At 52.6% G+C, this 14,980-nt stretch carries 10 protein-coding genes; all 10 read left to right on the top strand.

Going from position 1 to position 14,980, the window contains the following annotated elements:
• The first annotated feature begins 641 nt into the window (after nucleotides 1-641).
• The 10 genes from tssB to IM284_RS08310 all read left to right on the top strand — a co-directional run bounded on the left by tssB (nucleotide 642) and on the right by IM284_RS08310 (nucleotide 14,904).
• Nucleotides 642-1,139 carry a type VI secretion system contractile sheath small subunit gene (tssB, locus tag IM284_RS08355; protein WP_041908834.1) on the top strand — a complete coding sequence of 166 codons (498 nt, stop codon included), beginning with the start codon at nucleotides 642-644 and terminating at the stop codon, nucleotides 1,137-1,139.
• Between the two features lie 32 nt (nucleotides 1,140-1,171).
• Nucleotides 1,172-2,716, top strand: a complete 1,545-nt coding sequence (gene tssC, locus IM284_RS08350; protein WP_193055767.1) for a type VI secretion system contractile sheath large subunit — start codon at nucleotides 1,172-1,174, stop codon at nucleotides 2,714-2,716.
• 17 nt (nucleotides 2,717-2,733) lie between these two features.
• Entirely contained in the window at nucleotides 2,734-4,074 is a 1,341-nt protein-coding gene (gene tssK / locus IM284_RS08345; RefSeq protein ID WP_047368045.1) for a type VI secretion system baseplate subunit TssK, read from the top strand.
• On the top strand, nucleotides 4,071-4,760 hold the full coding sequence (gene tssL, locus IM284_RS08340) for a type VI secretion system protein TssL, short form (protein WP_041908837.1): 690 nt from the start codon (nucleotides 4,071-4,073) through the stop codon (nucleotides 4,758-4,760). The genes tssK and tssL overlap by 4 nt, the downstream gene beginning before the upstream one ends.
• Nucleotides 4,757-6,463 carry an OmpA family protein gene (locus IM284_RS08335; RefSeq protein ID WP_150144489.1) on the top strand — a complete coding sequence of 569 codons (1,707 nt, stop codon included), beginning with the start codon at nucleotides 4,757-4,759 and terminating at the stop codon, nucleotides 6,461-6,463. The genes tssL and IM284_RS08335 overlap by 4 nt, the downstream gene beginning before the upstream one ends.
• A gap of 5 nt (nucleotides 6,464-6,468) precedes the next feature.
• Nucleotides 6,469-6,960: a type VI secretion system effector Hcp gene (gene hcp / locus IM284_RS08330; protein ID WP_028019678.1), complete on the top strand. Its 492-nt coding sequence runs from the start codon at nucleotides 6,469-6,471 to the stop codon at nucleotides 6,958-6,960.
• 159 nt (nucleotides 6,961-7,119) lie between these two features.
• A complete protein-coding gene (tssH, locus tag IM284_RS08325; RefSeq protein WP_193055766.1) occupies nucleotides 7,120-9,774 on the top strand; it encodes a type VI secretion system ATPase TssH in 2,655 nt (884 codons plus the stop codon).
• Nucleotides 9,771-12,566 carry a type VI secretion system Vgr family protein gene (locus IM284_RS08320; protein WP_193055765.1) on the top strand — a complete coding sequence of 932 codons (2,796 nt, stop codon included), beginning with the start codon at nucleotides 9,771-9,773 and terminating at the stop codon, nucleotides 12,564-12,566. Before tssH ends, IM284_RS08320 begins: the two co-directional genes overlap by 4 nt.
• Nucleotides 12,567-12,568: 2 nt before the next feature.
• On the top strand, nucleotides 12,569-13,000 hold the full coding sequence (locus IM284_RS08315; RefSeq protein WP_049137229.1) for a DUF4431 domain-containing protein: 432 nt from the start codon (nucleotides 12,569-12,571) through the stop codon (nucleotides 12,998-13,000).
• Complete coding sequence (locus IM284_RS08310; RefSeq protein WP_193055764.1) at nucleotides 12,997-14,904, top strand: LysM peptidoglycan-binding domain-containing protein; 1,908 nt, start codon at nucleotides 12,997-12,999, stop codon at nucleotides 14,902-14,904. The genes IM284_RS08315 and IM284_RS08310 overlap by 4 nt, the downstream gene beginning before the upstream one ends.
• Nucleotides 14,905-14,980 lie beyond the last annotated feature (76 nt).

The raw sequence follows: 14,980 nt of genomic DNA, 5'->3' as shown, positions 1-14,980 counted from the left end.
CCGTTATACGATATGTGCTATTACTCGTTTTTGATTAAAAAAGCGACGATCCAGGAGGTGTTTGATTTTACAGATTTTATAAACAGCCGCATTGAGAGCATCCCTCCTTCTTGCGCGACGAGCTGAAGCCTCTGTGCAAGGATAAAGTCAATTCACGAGCAAGCACGGTATTAATGATTGACGACTCGTTAAGTATCCGGAAATGAATTTTTTACTACATATAATAAATAAGAATTTTCACAAGGAAAAATCTTATATATTATTCATGCCATCAATAAAATATTCACTTTTCATACTTCTTTCGTATCTTCTTTTTTGCGTCCCTCAATAGCTTCTTTCAGTTAATTCATGCTTTTTTGACAAGGTGTCGTGATGCAAATCAAAATAAGTTGTTTTTATTAGTTTCTCACTGGTTGCGATCCTTTTAACGATATAAATATTTGGTTTGCGCGAAAAGAGTAGTTCCTTTTTCTGCCTTGGCAGGGCATTACACAATAATAGTTTAGCAGAAAATTCTTAAGAAATTTCTCATTGCGGGTTAATGATCTGCGTATTTGATTTTGTGTCGATCATTATTCTATGATTGCGCATCAACGCGATACCGTGAAGTTGGCATAGCAAAACCAAAGAGGGATGATGAGATGGCTGACAGTTTTCAGAATGAAGTGCCTAAGGCACGTATTAACCTAAAGCTTGACCTGCATACTGGCGGAGCAAGCAAGAAAATGGAATTACCATTGAAATTGCTTGTTGCGGGTGATTTTAGTAATGGGCAGGACACAGCGCCAATATTTGAGCGCGAAAAGGTTAATATCACGAAGAACAATTTTGATAGCGTTCTTTCCGAATATTCCCCAAAAGTTAATCTGACCGTTAAAAATACGCTGGCTGATGATGGCGGTGAGGACAACATTCAGCTGACTTTCCAGAGCATGAAAGATTTCACGCCAGAGCAGGTGGCTGCTCAGATACCGCAACTGAAGGCGATGCTGGCGATGCGCAACTTGCTCCGTGATTTGAAAGCCAACCTTTTGGATAACCAGACTTTCCGAAAAGAGCTGGAAAAAATCGTTCTTGACCAGTCGCTTAGCGCTGAGTTGCGAAATGAATTATCCGCACTGGCGTCAAAAAAATCCTAACCATCAGGCTGTTTTAACGGATTAATCAAGGAATGCTCATGTCTGTACAAAATAATATTACTGGCGGTGAAAGCGTGGTGCTGGAGCGCCCAGCAGCGGGTGGGGTTTACGCTTCCCTGTTTGAGAAGATCAATCTGAGCCCGGTCTCTGAGTTGAGCGCGCTGGATATCTGGCAAGATGCGCAGGCGATGTCGGATGCCACCGCCGATGAACGTCTGACTGCAGGTATGCAGGTCTTTCTGGAGTGTCTGACCAAAGCAGGCTCGAAAGTCGAAAAACTGGATAAAAGCCTGATTGATCACCATATCGCTGAGCTTGATTTTCAGATCAGCCGCCAGTTGGACGCTGTAATGCACCATGATGAATTTCAGGCGGTTGAGAGCCTGTGGCGTGGGGTGAAGTCGCTGGTGGATAAAACCGATTTTCGCCAGAACGTGAAAATTGAGCTTCTGAGTATGTCTAAAGAAGACCTGCGCCAGGACTTTGAAGACTGTCCGGAGGTGATCCAGAGTGGTCTTTATAAACACACCTACATCGACGAATATGATACCCCGGGCGGCGAGCCGATTGCGGCGCTGATTTCCGCTTACGAGTTCGACGCTTCAGCGCAGGATGTCGCTCTGCTGCGCAATATCTCTAAAGTCTCTGCTGCGGCACATATGCCGTTTATTGGCTCGGCAGGCCCGAAATTCTTCCTCAAGGAGTCAATGGAAGACGTTGCGGCGATTAAAGATATTGGTAACTATTTTGACCGCGCCGAGTACATCAAGTGGAAATCGTTCCGCGATACGGACGACGCGCGCTACATCGGTCTGGTGATGCCCCGCGTACTGGGACGTTTGCCGTATGGCCCGGATACCGTTCCGGTTCGCAGCTTCAATTATGTCGAAGAGGTCAAAGGTCCGGATCACGACAAATACCTGTGGACCAACGCATCGTTTGCTTTTGCGTCCAACATGGTGCGCAGCTTCATCAATAATGGCTGGTGTGTACAGATCCGTGGGCCACAGGCTGGTGGTGCGGTTCAGGACCTGCCTATCCATCTGTACGATCTCGGTACTGGCAATCAGGTAAAAATCCCGAGCGAAGTGATGATTCCTGAAACCCGTGAATTCGAATTCGCGAATCTGGGCTTCATTCCTTTGTCCTATTACAAAAACCGCGACTACGCCTGCTTCTTCTCGGCTAACTCCACGCAGAAACCGGCGCTGTATGACACCGCAGATGCAACGGCGAACAGCCGCATCAATGCGCGTCTTCCGTACATCTTCCTGCTGTCGCGTATCGCCCACTACCTGAAGCTGATTCAGCGCGAAAACATTGGCACCACTAAGGATCGCCTACTTCTGGAGCTGGAGCTGAACACCTGGGTCCGCAGTCTGGTGACCGAAATGACCGATCCGGGCGATGAACTTCAGGCGTCTCACCCACTGCGTGACGCGAAAGTGGTGGTGGAAGATATTGAGGATAACCCGGGCTTCTTCCGCGTGAAATTGTATGCGATTCCGCACTTCCAGGTGGAAGGGATGGACGTCAATTTGTCGCTTGTTTCACAGATGCCGAAAGCGAAAGCGTAAAAACAGGCAGGAAGCCGATGAAAACGGAACAACCGTTATGGGGTAGGGGCATTATGGTCTCTCCCCAGCATTTTCAGCAACAGGTCGCGTATGCGGCCTGGTCTGCCGAATGTATTGCCCGGCTGGGACTCATCTCACCCTGGGGGGTCATTGACGCCACTTTCGAACCGGAATCTCTCAAGCTTGGACGTCTCCAGGCCCGTCATCTGCATGTCCGTTTTCAGGACGGAACGCTGATTGATACAGACAATGCAGATTCTCTGCCGCCTGTGTTGTCGCTTGAAAGTGAATCGCAGGAGGTGACGGTGATGCTGGCGCTTCCGCTACTGCGGGCGAATGGCGGTAACTGCCTTAAACCCGATGAAGTGGCCGAGCGCCCGGTGCGTTATCGCCAGCGCTGGCGGGATGTGCGCAATGCGTATGGAGAAGACACCCGTCAGATTGCGGTAATGCAGCCGGAACTGACCCTGCGTTTTGCGCATCAGAACAACAGCGATTACCTGACTTGTCCGGTCGCCCGGCTGGAGCAAGATTCGCAGGGTGCATGGCAATTAGATGAGACGTTTCTCCCCCCTCTGTTGGCCATTCAAGGCAGCCGCTGGCTGGTGATGCAACTGGAACAGTTGATGACCCAGTTACGGGCCCGACTCTGTCGTCTGATGGCAATGCGGCGCGAAAGCAATGAGCGTATGGCTGACTTTGCCGTGGCTGATGTCTCTCTGTTCTGGCTGCTCAACGCGCTGAATAGCGCTGAGCCCGTACTGGGTCAGTTCCAGCGTAATCTGCAAAGCCCGCCGGAACGTCTGTATCCGGAGCTTTCTCGCCTGGCGGGGAGCTTGCTGACATTTTCTCTGGAGCACCAGGTGAACGCCATTCCGGTCTGGCATCATGAGCAACTCAACGCGGTATTTCCGCCGTTGTTTGATTTACTTAGCGATCTGCTTGAAGCCAGTCTGCCGTCCCGCGTGGTGGCTCTGACGCTCGACTATGACCCACGACTGCACTTCTGGCAGGCTCGCCTGCATGACCCGCGTCTGCGCGAAGGAGCGGATTACTATCTTTCTGTACGGTCGCCGATACCGGTGGCGCAGTTGCAGGAACAGTTCCCGCGCCAGTGTAAGGTCGGCAGTCCTGACCATGTGCGTGGGATCGTCAACTCATCCCGCGTGGGTGTACCGCTGATGCCGCTGCGTCATGTGCCAGCCGCCATTCCGCTGCGCCTGGAAAATCAGTATTTCAGTCTCGACCTCTCGCATCCTTTGGCGGCCGAAATGCTCCAGAGCGGGACATGCATGTTTTACGTCCCGGGCATGCTTGGTGAGCCTGAACTTGAACTCTTTGCGGTACTGAGAACATGAGTGAGCGTAAACGCGGCATTGCCGTGCCTGTTGATATTGACGCACTGCTGCAGGATACCTGGCTTCAGGTCATCAGCCTTCGCCATGGCCCGTTGTTTCAGGAAGGTGAAGGTCGGGTCTTATGGGAACGCTGTATCGCTGATGTAGAGCGCGTTCAGCGTGAACTAAAAGCGAGTGAGCTCGATGAAGCCAGCTGTAGGCATATCCTCACTGCACAATGTGCATTGCTTGATGAAGCGGTAAAAGGCCGCGGTGTAGAGGATGATGCCTGTGTGCAGTGGTATGACATTCCTTTGCAGGGACACTTCCTCGGCACGATGGACGCCGGTGACACCTTGTGTGACAGGATGCGCGATGTGCTGCGTGAACCTGCACCAGACAATGCCGTACTGACCTGCTTTCAGCGGGTAATGATGCTCGGTTTTCTGGGTAGTTACCGCTCGCTAAGCGATCCTGAGCGTCAGAAGCTGGTCAGCGCCCTCAATGAACGTGTTACGCCGTTCAGCTATCCGCAGACTCACCCTGTTCTGGCAGAGAGTCGCACCGGACGGGGGACGGGAGGCTGGCTGGCGTCATGGCCCGCTCGTATCGGCCTGAGCGTGATTGTTCTTGCCGCGCTCTGGTGGGGACTGGATCAATGGCTCGATCAGATGCTGCTGACCCTGTTGCCGGGAGTCATAAAATGAGTCCTGTACAACAGCGCGGGCTTGCGCTGTGGGCCGCCCTGCTGAGTGCTGTGGTATGCCTGGCTTTTTTGCCGTTATCCCGGCTGGCTTCAGTGCTCGTTCTGCTGGCGATGATCGGGGTTATCGTCGCGTTCTGGTATATCGCCAGACCTCGTGCGGAGCATGACGCCAGCCTGCGTCTGGATGACCTACCTGAAACCACTTACCGTCAACCTGTGGTGCTGGTTTGTGGTGATATGCCTCTGACCTGGCCGCAACAGTCACCGGTACTGACCGTCACGCAGGGATGCTGGATCCGCGTTGAGGATCATCAGGATCTGGAGCAGGTTGCCCGTCAGGTACTGTTGCAGCGCCCGGACTGGGGGTGTCAGCTGTCGGTGATGGTCAGTGTCTGTCCGCAGAAACACGTCGACAGCGAAGCCCTGACAAGTCGTCTGTTGGCTTTGCGCTGGCAAATTAGTCAGTTGCGTAAAGAAACGGGACATTCTGTGCCATTGATTCTAAATGGTCAGATTGGCAGTGCGATGACGGATGACATGCTCTGGCAGGCCGCTATTCCGGGTGAAGGGTGGACTGTCTGGCGTGAGTCGAATGCGCCTTGTTCAATTGCCGCATGGGTCACCACCGGCGGTGCGCCTGTGATGCAGCAGCAGGTGCTGATGAATAGCCTGATGAGTTGGTTCCATCAGCATGTCCAGGCGGTATTCATCGATGATAATCCTGATGTTCCGGCCATTGCACCTGCAGCAATGCTGGGGGGAATGGGGCCGATTCTTGCCGGAAGCCTTGCGTCATCGGCCTGGACGGCGTGGTTGTCGCGTCATACCGCCATGCAGCAGGTGTCTGGCTGGCACCCGGTGGGAACGGACAGTACGGTGATCTCCCCACTTCCGGATTTCATCCTGCCACAGCTACCGGAAGGGGGAGGACTCACTCCCCGTGCCCGGACCTGGCGTTGCGTCCTTGGCATTTTCACCCTGGCTGCTATTACCGCGCTGCTTTGTAGTGGCTGGAATAATCGCCAGCTAGTGCATCGCGTGAGCTTCGATATTGTCCGTTACGATCGCATTTCTATGGATGACTACGGTCCGAAAGCCGACGCCGTTGCCGTCCTGCACAAGGATGCGGCATTGCTGGATGACCAGGCGCGTAACGGCGTACCGGCCCGATTAGGCCTGGGGCTTTATCAGGGGGAGCGACTCCGGATGCCGGTGCTGGAGGCCATCCGTTCGTATGTTCCTCCGCCCCCCAAACCTCAGCCGCAGCCCAAACCAGTACCGAAAATTGTGCGCCTCGACAGCATGTCGCTGTTCGATACCGGCAGATACGACCTTAAACCCGGTTCGACGAAGCTGCTGGTCAATTCCCTGGTCGGTATCAAAGCAAAACCGGGCTGGCTGATTGTTGTGTCAGGGCATACCGATAACACCGGCAATCCACAACTGAACCAGACGCTGTCCCTGAAACGTGCCGAAGCGGTACGCAACTGGATGCGTGACACCGGCGACGTGCCGGAAAGCTGTTTTGCGGTACAGGGCTATGGCGAAAGCCGTCCTGCCGCAACCAACGACACTCCGGAAGGGCGGGCGCTCAACCGTCGTGTCGAAATCAGTCTGGTACCGCAGGCCAATGCCTGTCAGATACCCGGCAAACACCCGGCGTCATCGCAGGATGATGGCGTCTCAGAAAATAAAACGGAGTAATTAACATGGCAATTCCTGTTTATCTTTGGCTGAAGGACGACGGCGGCGCGGACATTAAAGGGTCTGTGGACGTTCAGGATCGTGAAGGCAGCATCGAAGTGGTGGCACAGCAGCACAACCTGTACATCCCGACCGATAACAACACCGGCAAGCTGACCGGGACCCGTATCCACACCCCGTTCCTGTTCACTAAGGAAATCGACTCCTCCAGCCCGTACCTGTACAAGGCGGTGACCACGGGTCAGACCCTGAAATCCGCTGAGTTTAAGTGGTACAAAATCAACGATGCGGGCCAGGAAGTGGAGTACTTCAACACCAAACTTGAAAACGTCAAGGTGGTGAAAGTGAACCCGGTAATGCACGACATCAAGGATCCTTCTTTCGAGAAGCATAACCACCTTGAGCAGATCGAGCTGCGTTACGAAAAAATCACCTGGACCTACAAAGACGGCAACATCATTCATTCCGATTCCTGGAACGAACGCGCCACCGCGTAATCCTGATGCGGGCAGGTTTTTCCTGCCCGCAGTTTTTTGCTGAGCGCCTGAGACGCGGGCGCTCAGCAAAGAAAACACAACCTGCCTGCCTGACCTTATGCGCTTTGGTGAACAGCGAGGGGCGGTAGCGTGTCCAGGAACCGACAAAGAGAGAATCTCATGGAAAATCCAGCCATCCTGTTACGTCGTCTGAACCCTTACTGCGCCCGCGCGATGGAAGGGGCGGCATCGCTCTGCCAGACCCGTGCCCATGCCGAAATTCTGCCGGAGCACTGGCTGTTGAAGCTGCTGGAGCAAGGCGAGGGGGATCTCACTGTGCTGGCACGCCGCTACGAGTGGGATATGGATGGCATCTGGCAGGATCTGCTCGGCTGGCTGGATAAACAACCTCGCTCCGTGCGCCATCGGCCCCAGCTCTCAGAAGACATCCAGACTCTGATGCAGCAAGCCTGGCTACTGGCCTCACTCAATGGTGAAGAGCACATTCGCAGCGTCCATCTGCTGATGGCGCTGGTGGAAAAACCAAAACTGGCTCGTTGTGACGGCCTCTGGCCGTTGTTAACGCTTGGCCAGAGCCAGCTGGAGCGCCTGAGACCGTTGCTGGATGCGCAATCGGATGAGCGTCCGGAAATGCAGCGCGAAGCTGAGCTGGCACAGAACCACGGAGGTGAAGTGGAATTTGTCGGGCGTCCGGCTGGTATGGACATGGAAGAGGGGGAACTGAGTCCTGCGCTGCAGAACGCGCTGGATAAATTCACCCTCGATGTCACCGCCAAAGCGAAGGAAGGGAAGATCGATCCTGTGTTTGGCCGTGACACAGAAATCCGGCAGATGGTGGACATCCTTTCTCGTCGCCGCAAAAACAACCCGATTCTGGTCGGCGAGCCGGGCGTGGGGAAAACCGCACTGGTTGAAGGTCTGGCATTGCGTATTGCCGAGGGTAATGTGCCTGAATCCCTGAAAACGGTCACTCTGCGTACCCTCGACCTGGGCCTGCTACAGGCCGGCGCGGGCGTGAAAGGTGAGTTCGAACAGCGGCTGAAAAACGTCATCGACGCGGTGCAGCAATCCCCGTCCCCGGTCCTGCTGTTTATTGATGAAGCGCATACCATCATCGGCGCAGGCAACCAGGCAGGCGGCGCCGATGCAGCGAACCTGCTGAAACCAGCGCTGGCGCGTGGTGAACTGCGTACCATTGCAGCCACCACCTGGAGTGAGTACAAGCAGTACTTTGAACGCGATGCCGCACTGGAGCGCCGCTTCCAGATGGTCAAAGTGGACGAGCCGGATGACGACACCGCCTGTCTGATGCTCCGTGGTCTGAAGTCCCGCTACGCCGAGCACCATAACGTGCACATTACCGACGATGCGGTACGCGCGGCAGTTACGCTTTCTCGCCGCTATCTGACGGGTCGCCAGCTGCCGGACAAGGCGGTTGACCTGCTCGACACCGCCGCAGCGCGCGTCCGCATGAGCCTCGACACCGTGCCGGAGCAGCTGACCTGCATTCGCTCGCAGATCACCTCTCTTGAAATGGAGAAGCTGGCACTGCTGGAAGATATTGCTGTAGGCAATCAGAGCCATGGTGAACGCCTGACCGTCATTGAGCAGGAAGAGAACGATCTTATCGTTGCTCTCGACGAGCTTGAAACTCAGTACGGGCAGGAACTGAAACTCACGGAACAACTGCTGGAAAGCCGCCAGGACATCTCCCGTCAGAGCGAGACGCACGCGCTGCAGCAGGAACTGCACGGCATGCAGCACAGCAACCCGCTGCTCTCGCTAGATGTGGATGTACGCACCGTTGCCAATGTGATTGCTGACTGGACAGGCGTTCCGCTGTCATCGCTGATGAAAGATGAGCAGACCGAACTGCTTACCCTGGAAGATGAAATTGGCAAACGTGTGGTCGGGCAGGATGTGGCGCTCGCGGCCATCGCGCAGCGCCTGCGTGCGGCAAAAACGGGTCTTACATCTGAGAATGGCCCTCAGGGCGTATTTCTGCTGGTGGGCCCGAGTGGGGTGGGGAAAACCGAAACCGCCCTGGCTCTGGCGGACGTGATGTACGGCGGTGAAAAATCACTGATTACCATCAACTTGTCCGAGTACCAGGAGCCTCATACTGTTTCCCAGCTGAAGGGCTCCCCTCCGGGCTACGTTGGCTACGGTCAGGGCGGTATTCTCACCGAAGCCGTGCGTAAGCGACCGTACAGCGTGGTGCTGCTCGATGAAGTCGAAAAAGCGCACCGCGACGTGATGAACCTGTTCTACCAGGTGTTCGACCGTGGCTTTATGCGCGACGGTGAAGGTCGTGAAATCGACTTCCGCAACACCGTTATTCTGATGACCTCCAACCTCGGCAGCGACCACCTGATGCAGCTGCTGGACGAACAACCTGAATCCACCGAAGGCGATCTGCACGAACTGCTGCGTCCGATCCTGCGTGACCACTTCCAGCCCGCGTTGCTGGCCCGCTTCCAGACCGTGATTTACCGCCCGCTGGCGGAAGCGGCCATGCGTACCATCGTGGAAATGAAGCTGTTACAGGTTAGCAAGCGCTTGCATCGCCACTACGGCCTGATCACGCAGATTAATGAGAGCCTGTATGACGCCCTGACCGCCGCCTGCCTGCTGCCGGATACCGGGGCGCGCAATATCGACAGCCTGCTGAATCAACAAATTCTGCCGGTGCTGAGCCAGCAACTGCTGACCTGCATGGCCGCAAAACAGAAACCGCACTCGTTACACCTGAGCTGGAGCGAAGAAGAGGGCATTGGCCTGGAATTTGACGTTCAGGAGGGAGTGGACGCATGAGTAATAATCCTCCGTTAAGGTTCAGCCATAACCACCACCTGCTGGCGGTGAAAGGCTGTGAGTCCGCGCTCGACGTGCTGGCGTTTGAAGGCGATGAAGCCCTGAGCACACCGTTCCGCTACCGTATTGAATTCACCAGCGGTAACCACGCCATCAGCAAGGAGATGATGCTGATGAAAGGGGCTTCCCTGACGCTGCAGGCCCCGGTAGACCAGGGTTACGGCATCAGAGTGCAGCAGGCCGTGCGCACCCTTCAGGGGGTGGTGACCGGCTTTGAACGCCTCAGCACCTCTAAAGATGAAACGCATTACGCCCTGACGCTCCGGCCACGACTGGCACTGCTTGACCGTTCGCACCAGAACGCGATTTACCAGGACATGTCGGTCCCGCAAATCGTGGAAAAAATCCTGCGCGAGCGGCACGGCATGCGCGGCCAGGATTTTCTGTTCTCGCTCACCAGAGAGTATCCACGACGTGAGCAGGTGATGCAGTACGGCGAGAATGACCTGCACTTCATCACCCGCCTGCTGGGTGAGGTCGGTATCTGGTTCCGCTTCACCACCGACACGCGCCTGAACATCGACGTGGTGGAGTTTTACGACGGCCAGCAGGGGTACGAGAAAGGCCTGACCCTGCCGTCGGTGCCGCCGTCAGGCCAGCACTCGCAGGGCGTGGATTCGGTGTGGGGGATGGAGAGCCATCACAACGTGGTGCAGAAGCAGGTCAGCACCCGGGACTACAACTACCGTCAGGCCACAGAGGATATGAATACGCTGGTTGACGTCACCCGGGGGGACGCGACCACGTACGGAGAAGCGTATCACTATGCCGACAATTATCTGACGCCGGGTAGCGCGTATGAGCGTAATCCGGCACCCGAGTCCGGGGCGTTTTATGCCCGCATCCGGCACGAGCGCTACCTGAACGGCCAGACGCGGACCCGGGCCATCACCAGCAGTCCGGCGCTCTCTCCGGGGATGCTGCTCAAAGTCACCGGCGGGTATGAAGTGGCGGAGGTGTTTGCGCAGGGCGTGGTCATCACGGCGATGCAGACCCACGCGCGGCGGGATGAAGACTTCAGCCTTCGTTTTGACGGTATTCCGGACAGCCCGGATTTCAGCTTCCGCCCCGAGCCGGGAGAACGTCCGGTGATGGCCGGTACGCTGCCGGCCCGCGTCACCAGTACCACCGAAAATGACACCTACGGGCATATTGATAAAGACGGCCGCTACCGCGTCAACATGCTGTTCGACCGTGATAACTGGGAGACCGGGTTCGAAAGCCTGTGGGTGCGCCAGTCCCGCCCTTATGCAGGGGACACCTACGGTCTGCACCTGCCGCTGCTGGCGGGCACCGAAGTGGCGATTGGCTTTGAGGACGGTAACCCGGACCGGCCGTACATTGCCGGCGTGCTGCACGACTCGGCGCACGGCGACCACGTCACCATCCGGAACTACAAACGCAACGTCCTGCGTACCCCGGCGAACAACAAAATCCGCCTTGATGACGAGCGCGGGAAAGAGCATATCAAGGTCAGCACGGAATACGGCGGCAAGAGCCAGCTGAACCTCGGGCACCTGGTCGACAGCGGGAAGCAGCAGCGCGGTGAGGGGTTTGAGCTCAGGACGGACAGCTGGGGTGCGATACGGGCGCAGAAAGGGATATTTATCAGCGCGGACGCGCAGGCGAAGGCGCAGGGTCAGGTGCTGGAGATGAAGCCGGCGGTGAGCCACCTGGGTGATGCCCGGGCGCAGATGCAGGCGATATCAGATGATGCGCAGACGGCGACGGCGAACCCGGCAGACCTTCAGGCGCAAATCACCCTGCTGGAACAGCATCTGACGGACCTGAAAAAATCGGTGCTGCTGATGAGCGCCCCGGACGGTGTGGCGCTGACCAGCGGACAGCACCTGCAGGTATCGGCCGGGCAGAACCTGATAGCCACGGCCGGAAAAAATGCAGACGTCAGCGTGGTGAAAAATCTGTTCATCGGGGTGGGCAGTGCCCTGAGCGTGTTTGTCCGCAAGCTGGGCATCAGGCTTATTGCGAACCAGGGGCCGGTGCAGGTACAGGCCCAGAACGATCTGATGGCGCTGCTGGCACGCAAGGAAATCAGCATTGTCAGCACGGAAGATGAAATCAGGATCCTTGCGAAGAAGAAGATCACGCTGAACGGTGGCGGAAGTTATATCACGCTGGACGCGAATGCGATTGAAGCGGCGACGCTCGGGGATTACCGGACACGGGCGGGATTTTATGACCGGCAGCAGAAGGCTTCAGCGAAACCTTCATTTTTAACGTTCCCCGTACTGGATGCTCCAGCGCCCGGCACAGACCACGGTAAATCAGATACAGACAAACAGGGAAGCGGAAAGGAACAGCCTGATAATCACCAACATCAACAACCCGAGGCTGGAAAACAAAGTTTACGTTTTGCATTCCCTGGTGCCGATAGTGTAAGCCAAAGTATGGACTGGATGACAAATCAGCCGTACAACATTACTGACAGTAATGGGAAAATCCTGTCGACTGGCACGGTAGATAGTTCAGGTCGCTTCCCGAAAATAGTACTTCCTGAAAGCGATACATTAAATTTAATCATTGGGCGAGAAACCTGGAGTAAAGAAGACCTTTCTGTTTCATCAACTGAAGACGAAAGTATGGTTTTTTTGGGAGATGAAGAAACTGATGCCGATTTTTATTTAAGTGAAGTGGATTCTGAAGGTGATAGAGCATCAGCATTGACTGAATCAATGATTGCAACTTTATTAAATTTAACAAAGGCTAGTTGATAATGTTAAGTATGCTTAAGAAAATTATATTGAGTATGGCTATCTTATTTTATAACTCCGGTGCAAATGCTGCATGTCTGAAAGAGGGGGATAAGGTTGTACTCTCAGGAGTGATGAAAGAAGAGTTGTTTTACGGTCCCCCTAATTGGGGAGAAGATAGGGAGCATGACGAAAAATTACTTTACTGGATCCTGCATTTAGATAGCCCGCTAAAGTGCGTGATTGATGCTAATACAGAGCAAAAAGGTTGGGACAGCAATGTTCAGCTCATTATTATCGGTGACGATTATAAAACCAAACGCAATTTACTTAATCAGCATGTCACTGTAGATGGAAATGTTATGCTTGCTGTCACAGGCTATCACATGACTTCAGTTTTACTAAAAGACAGCAGTTTTAAACCAACGGAAAAAAATAAAAAGGATGATGTATGAGATTTGTAAAAGCGACATACCATCTTGAAACCAAGACGGTTGAGTACGAAGCTGGTGATGGAACACGTTTGCTAAAAACTGCAGGGACATTAAATTGGAGATTTAACAACCCCGGGAATATTATGGCATTACCTGATGCAGGTAAGCAAAAAGGGCGGATAGGTGCTGGGACTGTATATAACCCGAAAGAAAATACATTTGCGATTTTTTCTAGCATGGAAGTAGGGGAGCGTGAAAAATGTGCATTATTGAAGCGAAAATATCGAGACAATACTATATCAGAGATGATGTCGCAGTATGCACCAGAAGCCGCAGGCAATGATCCCGTAGCTTATGCCAATTTTATAAGCTCAGAGAGTGGAATTGCAAAAGATAAAAAAATATCTGATTTGAATGATAATGAATTCGGCAAAGTTGTGGATGCAATCAGTAAAAAAGAAGGTGGCCTGAAGCCCGGAACTGAAAAATGGGTGTATGTGACAAATGTGACGGTTTCTGATGGCTCCCGACCAGTTGCAGATGTGCCATTTAAAGTGACACTAGGAAGCACTAGTTACGAGTGGAAAACAGACGCTTATGGCAAACTCAAAACAATCATTCATATGAAACAAGGAATGGTTATTGTTATTAGATACACTAATCCTAATGGAAAAGAAGATATTGTTTATTCAGCTGTTGCTGGAAATGAAACGAAAAATATAATGCTTACGAGAAATTTCTCTCAATTCTCTGCAAAAACTCTTGCCGAGACCCCCAAAGTCCCACGTGAGAAGAGTGTTCAGAAGCCGATAGAGTACATCGTCATGTCAGGAGACTCTCTCTCGAAAATTGCCGAGCGTTATAAGACAAGCACTGATGAAATTGCCAAAAACAATAATATAAAAGATGTGAGTAAGATCTTCCCCGGTCAGAGCTTGACGATTTATGGTGCCAATATTAATAGTTGTTCATTATACATAGTTTCACCGGGTGATACACTGGCGAAGATCGCAGCAGAAAGTGGCACAACTGTTGATGAACTCGCTCGTTGGAACAATATCGCAGATATAAACAAAATCTATCCAGGTCAGTCGATATTTATTTCAAATATTACGGAAGATTCAAAAGCCAGTAATTCAGTATCATCTTCAGATAAACAAACGATCAAACCTGAATACTCAGTCAAGAAGTCTCCGGTCAATTTAAATAAAAAAATACTGGAATCTGTAGGGTCTAAAAATTCTGATAAACCGATAGCTTTGCTTCCCCATGATCAAAGGGAGGCACCATGGATGGCAATTGCGATCCGTGAGGTTATAGAATGGCATGGAACAGGAGAGAAGGAAATTACTGATAATTATCATAAGTTAATGGAATCAAAGGCCTCAATGGGTAGTACGGCGTGGTGTGCTTCGTTTGCTAATTATTGTCTGAAAGAAGCAGGGTATGACTACTCTCTGAGTTTTACAAAATCTTCTCAATTTCCGGTTTATGACAAAACGAAATTTATCGAGATAAAAAATCCTGTATATGGTGCATTGATGGTCTTTCGTACATATGTTGAATTAACTGATGAATTTACAGGAAATGGACATGTAACATTTGTTTATGGAAAAACGAGTAATGGTGATATTGCTGGGTTAGGCGGCAACCAAGGAGGTAAAGCATATGGTGGAGGTACTATCAAGTTATCAATGTTTAGTACCACGAAACCAACATCCAGATTCAAAATGACTGTCAGAAAAATAGAAGCAACCCCTGTATATCAAAAATTTTATAAGTATTATATTCCTGTGGCGTATAAAGAATTCCATTCAAAAATTTCGGTGGAGTTACCTTTAGTTGATGTTGACGATGTTAATAAGAATTTATTCGGGTTTGATAGCGAAACTAAATCTGCGAATGATGAAGGTTGTAGTCTATGAAAAATTATAGAAATATAATTGTGTTACTGTTGTTGTTGTCATCTAGAGCGCTGGCAGGAGACCCCGGTGGAATATC

Origin of the sequence: Enterobacter cloacae complex sp. P12RS, assembly GCF_014895875.1 — a bacterium.
GTDB classification, from domain to species: Bacteria; Pseudomonadota; Gammaproteobacteria; order Enterobacterales; family Enterobacteriaceae; genus Enterobacter; species Enterobacter bugandensis.
The sequence above is the reverse complement of the archived record's forward strand: the minus strand, read 5'-3'. Positions and strand labels throughout refer to the sequence as shown.

Bases quoted from the DNA above. Each gene is read 5' to 3' on its own strand.
- tssB (WP_041908834.1), top strand. From the start codon at position 642: ATGGCTGACAGTTTTCAGAATGAAGTGCCTAAGGCACGTATTAACCTA.
- IM284_RS08320 (WP_193055765.1), top strand. From the start codon at position 9,771: ATGAGTAATAATCCTCCGTTAAGGTTCAGCCATAACCACCACCTGCTG.
- hcp (WP_028019678.1), top strand. From the start codon at position 6,469: ATGGCAATTCCTGTTTATCTTTGGCTGAAGGACGACGGCGGCGCGGAC.
- tssK (WP_047368045.1), top strand. From the start codon at position 2,734: ATGAAAACGGAACAACCGTTATGGGGTAGGGGCATTATGGTCTCTCCC.
- IM284_RS08310 (WP_193055764.1), top strand. From the start codon at position 12,997: ATGAGATTTGTAAAAGCGACATACCATCTTGAAACCAAGACGGTTGAG.
- IM284_RS08335 (WP_150144489.1), top strand. From the start codon at position 4,757: ATGAGTCCTGTACAACAGCGCGGGCTTGCGCTGTGGGCCGCCCTGCTG.
- tssH (WP_193055766.1), top strand. From the start codon at position 7,120: ATGGAAAATCCAGCCATCCTGTTACGTCGTCTGAACCCTTACTGCGCC.
- tssC (WP_193055767.1), top strand. From the start codon at position 1,172: ATGCTCATGTCTGTACAAAATAATATTACTGGCGGTGAAAGCGTGGTG.
- IM284_RS08315 (WP_049137229.1), top strand. From the start codon at position 12,569: ATGTTAAGTATGCTTAAGAAAATTATATTGAGTATGGCTATCTTATTT.
- tssL (WP_041908837.1), top strand. From the start codon at position 4,071: ATGAGTGAGCGTAAACGCGGCATTGCCGTGCCTGTTGATATTGACGCA.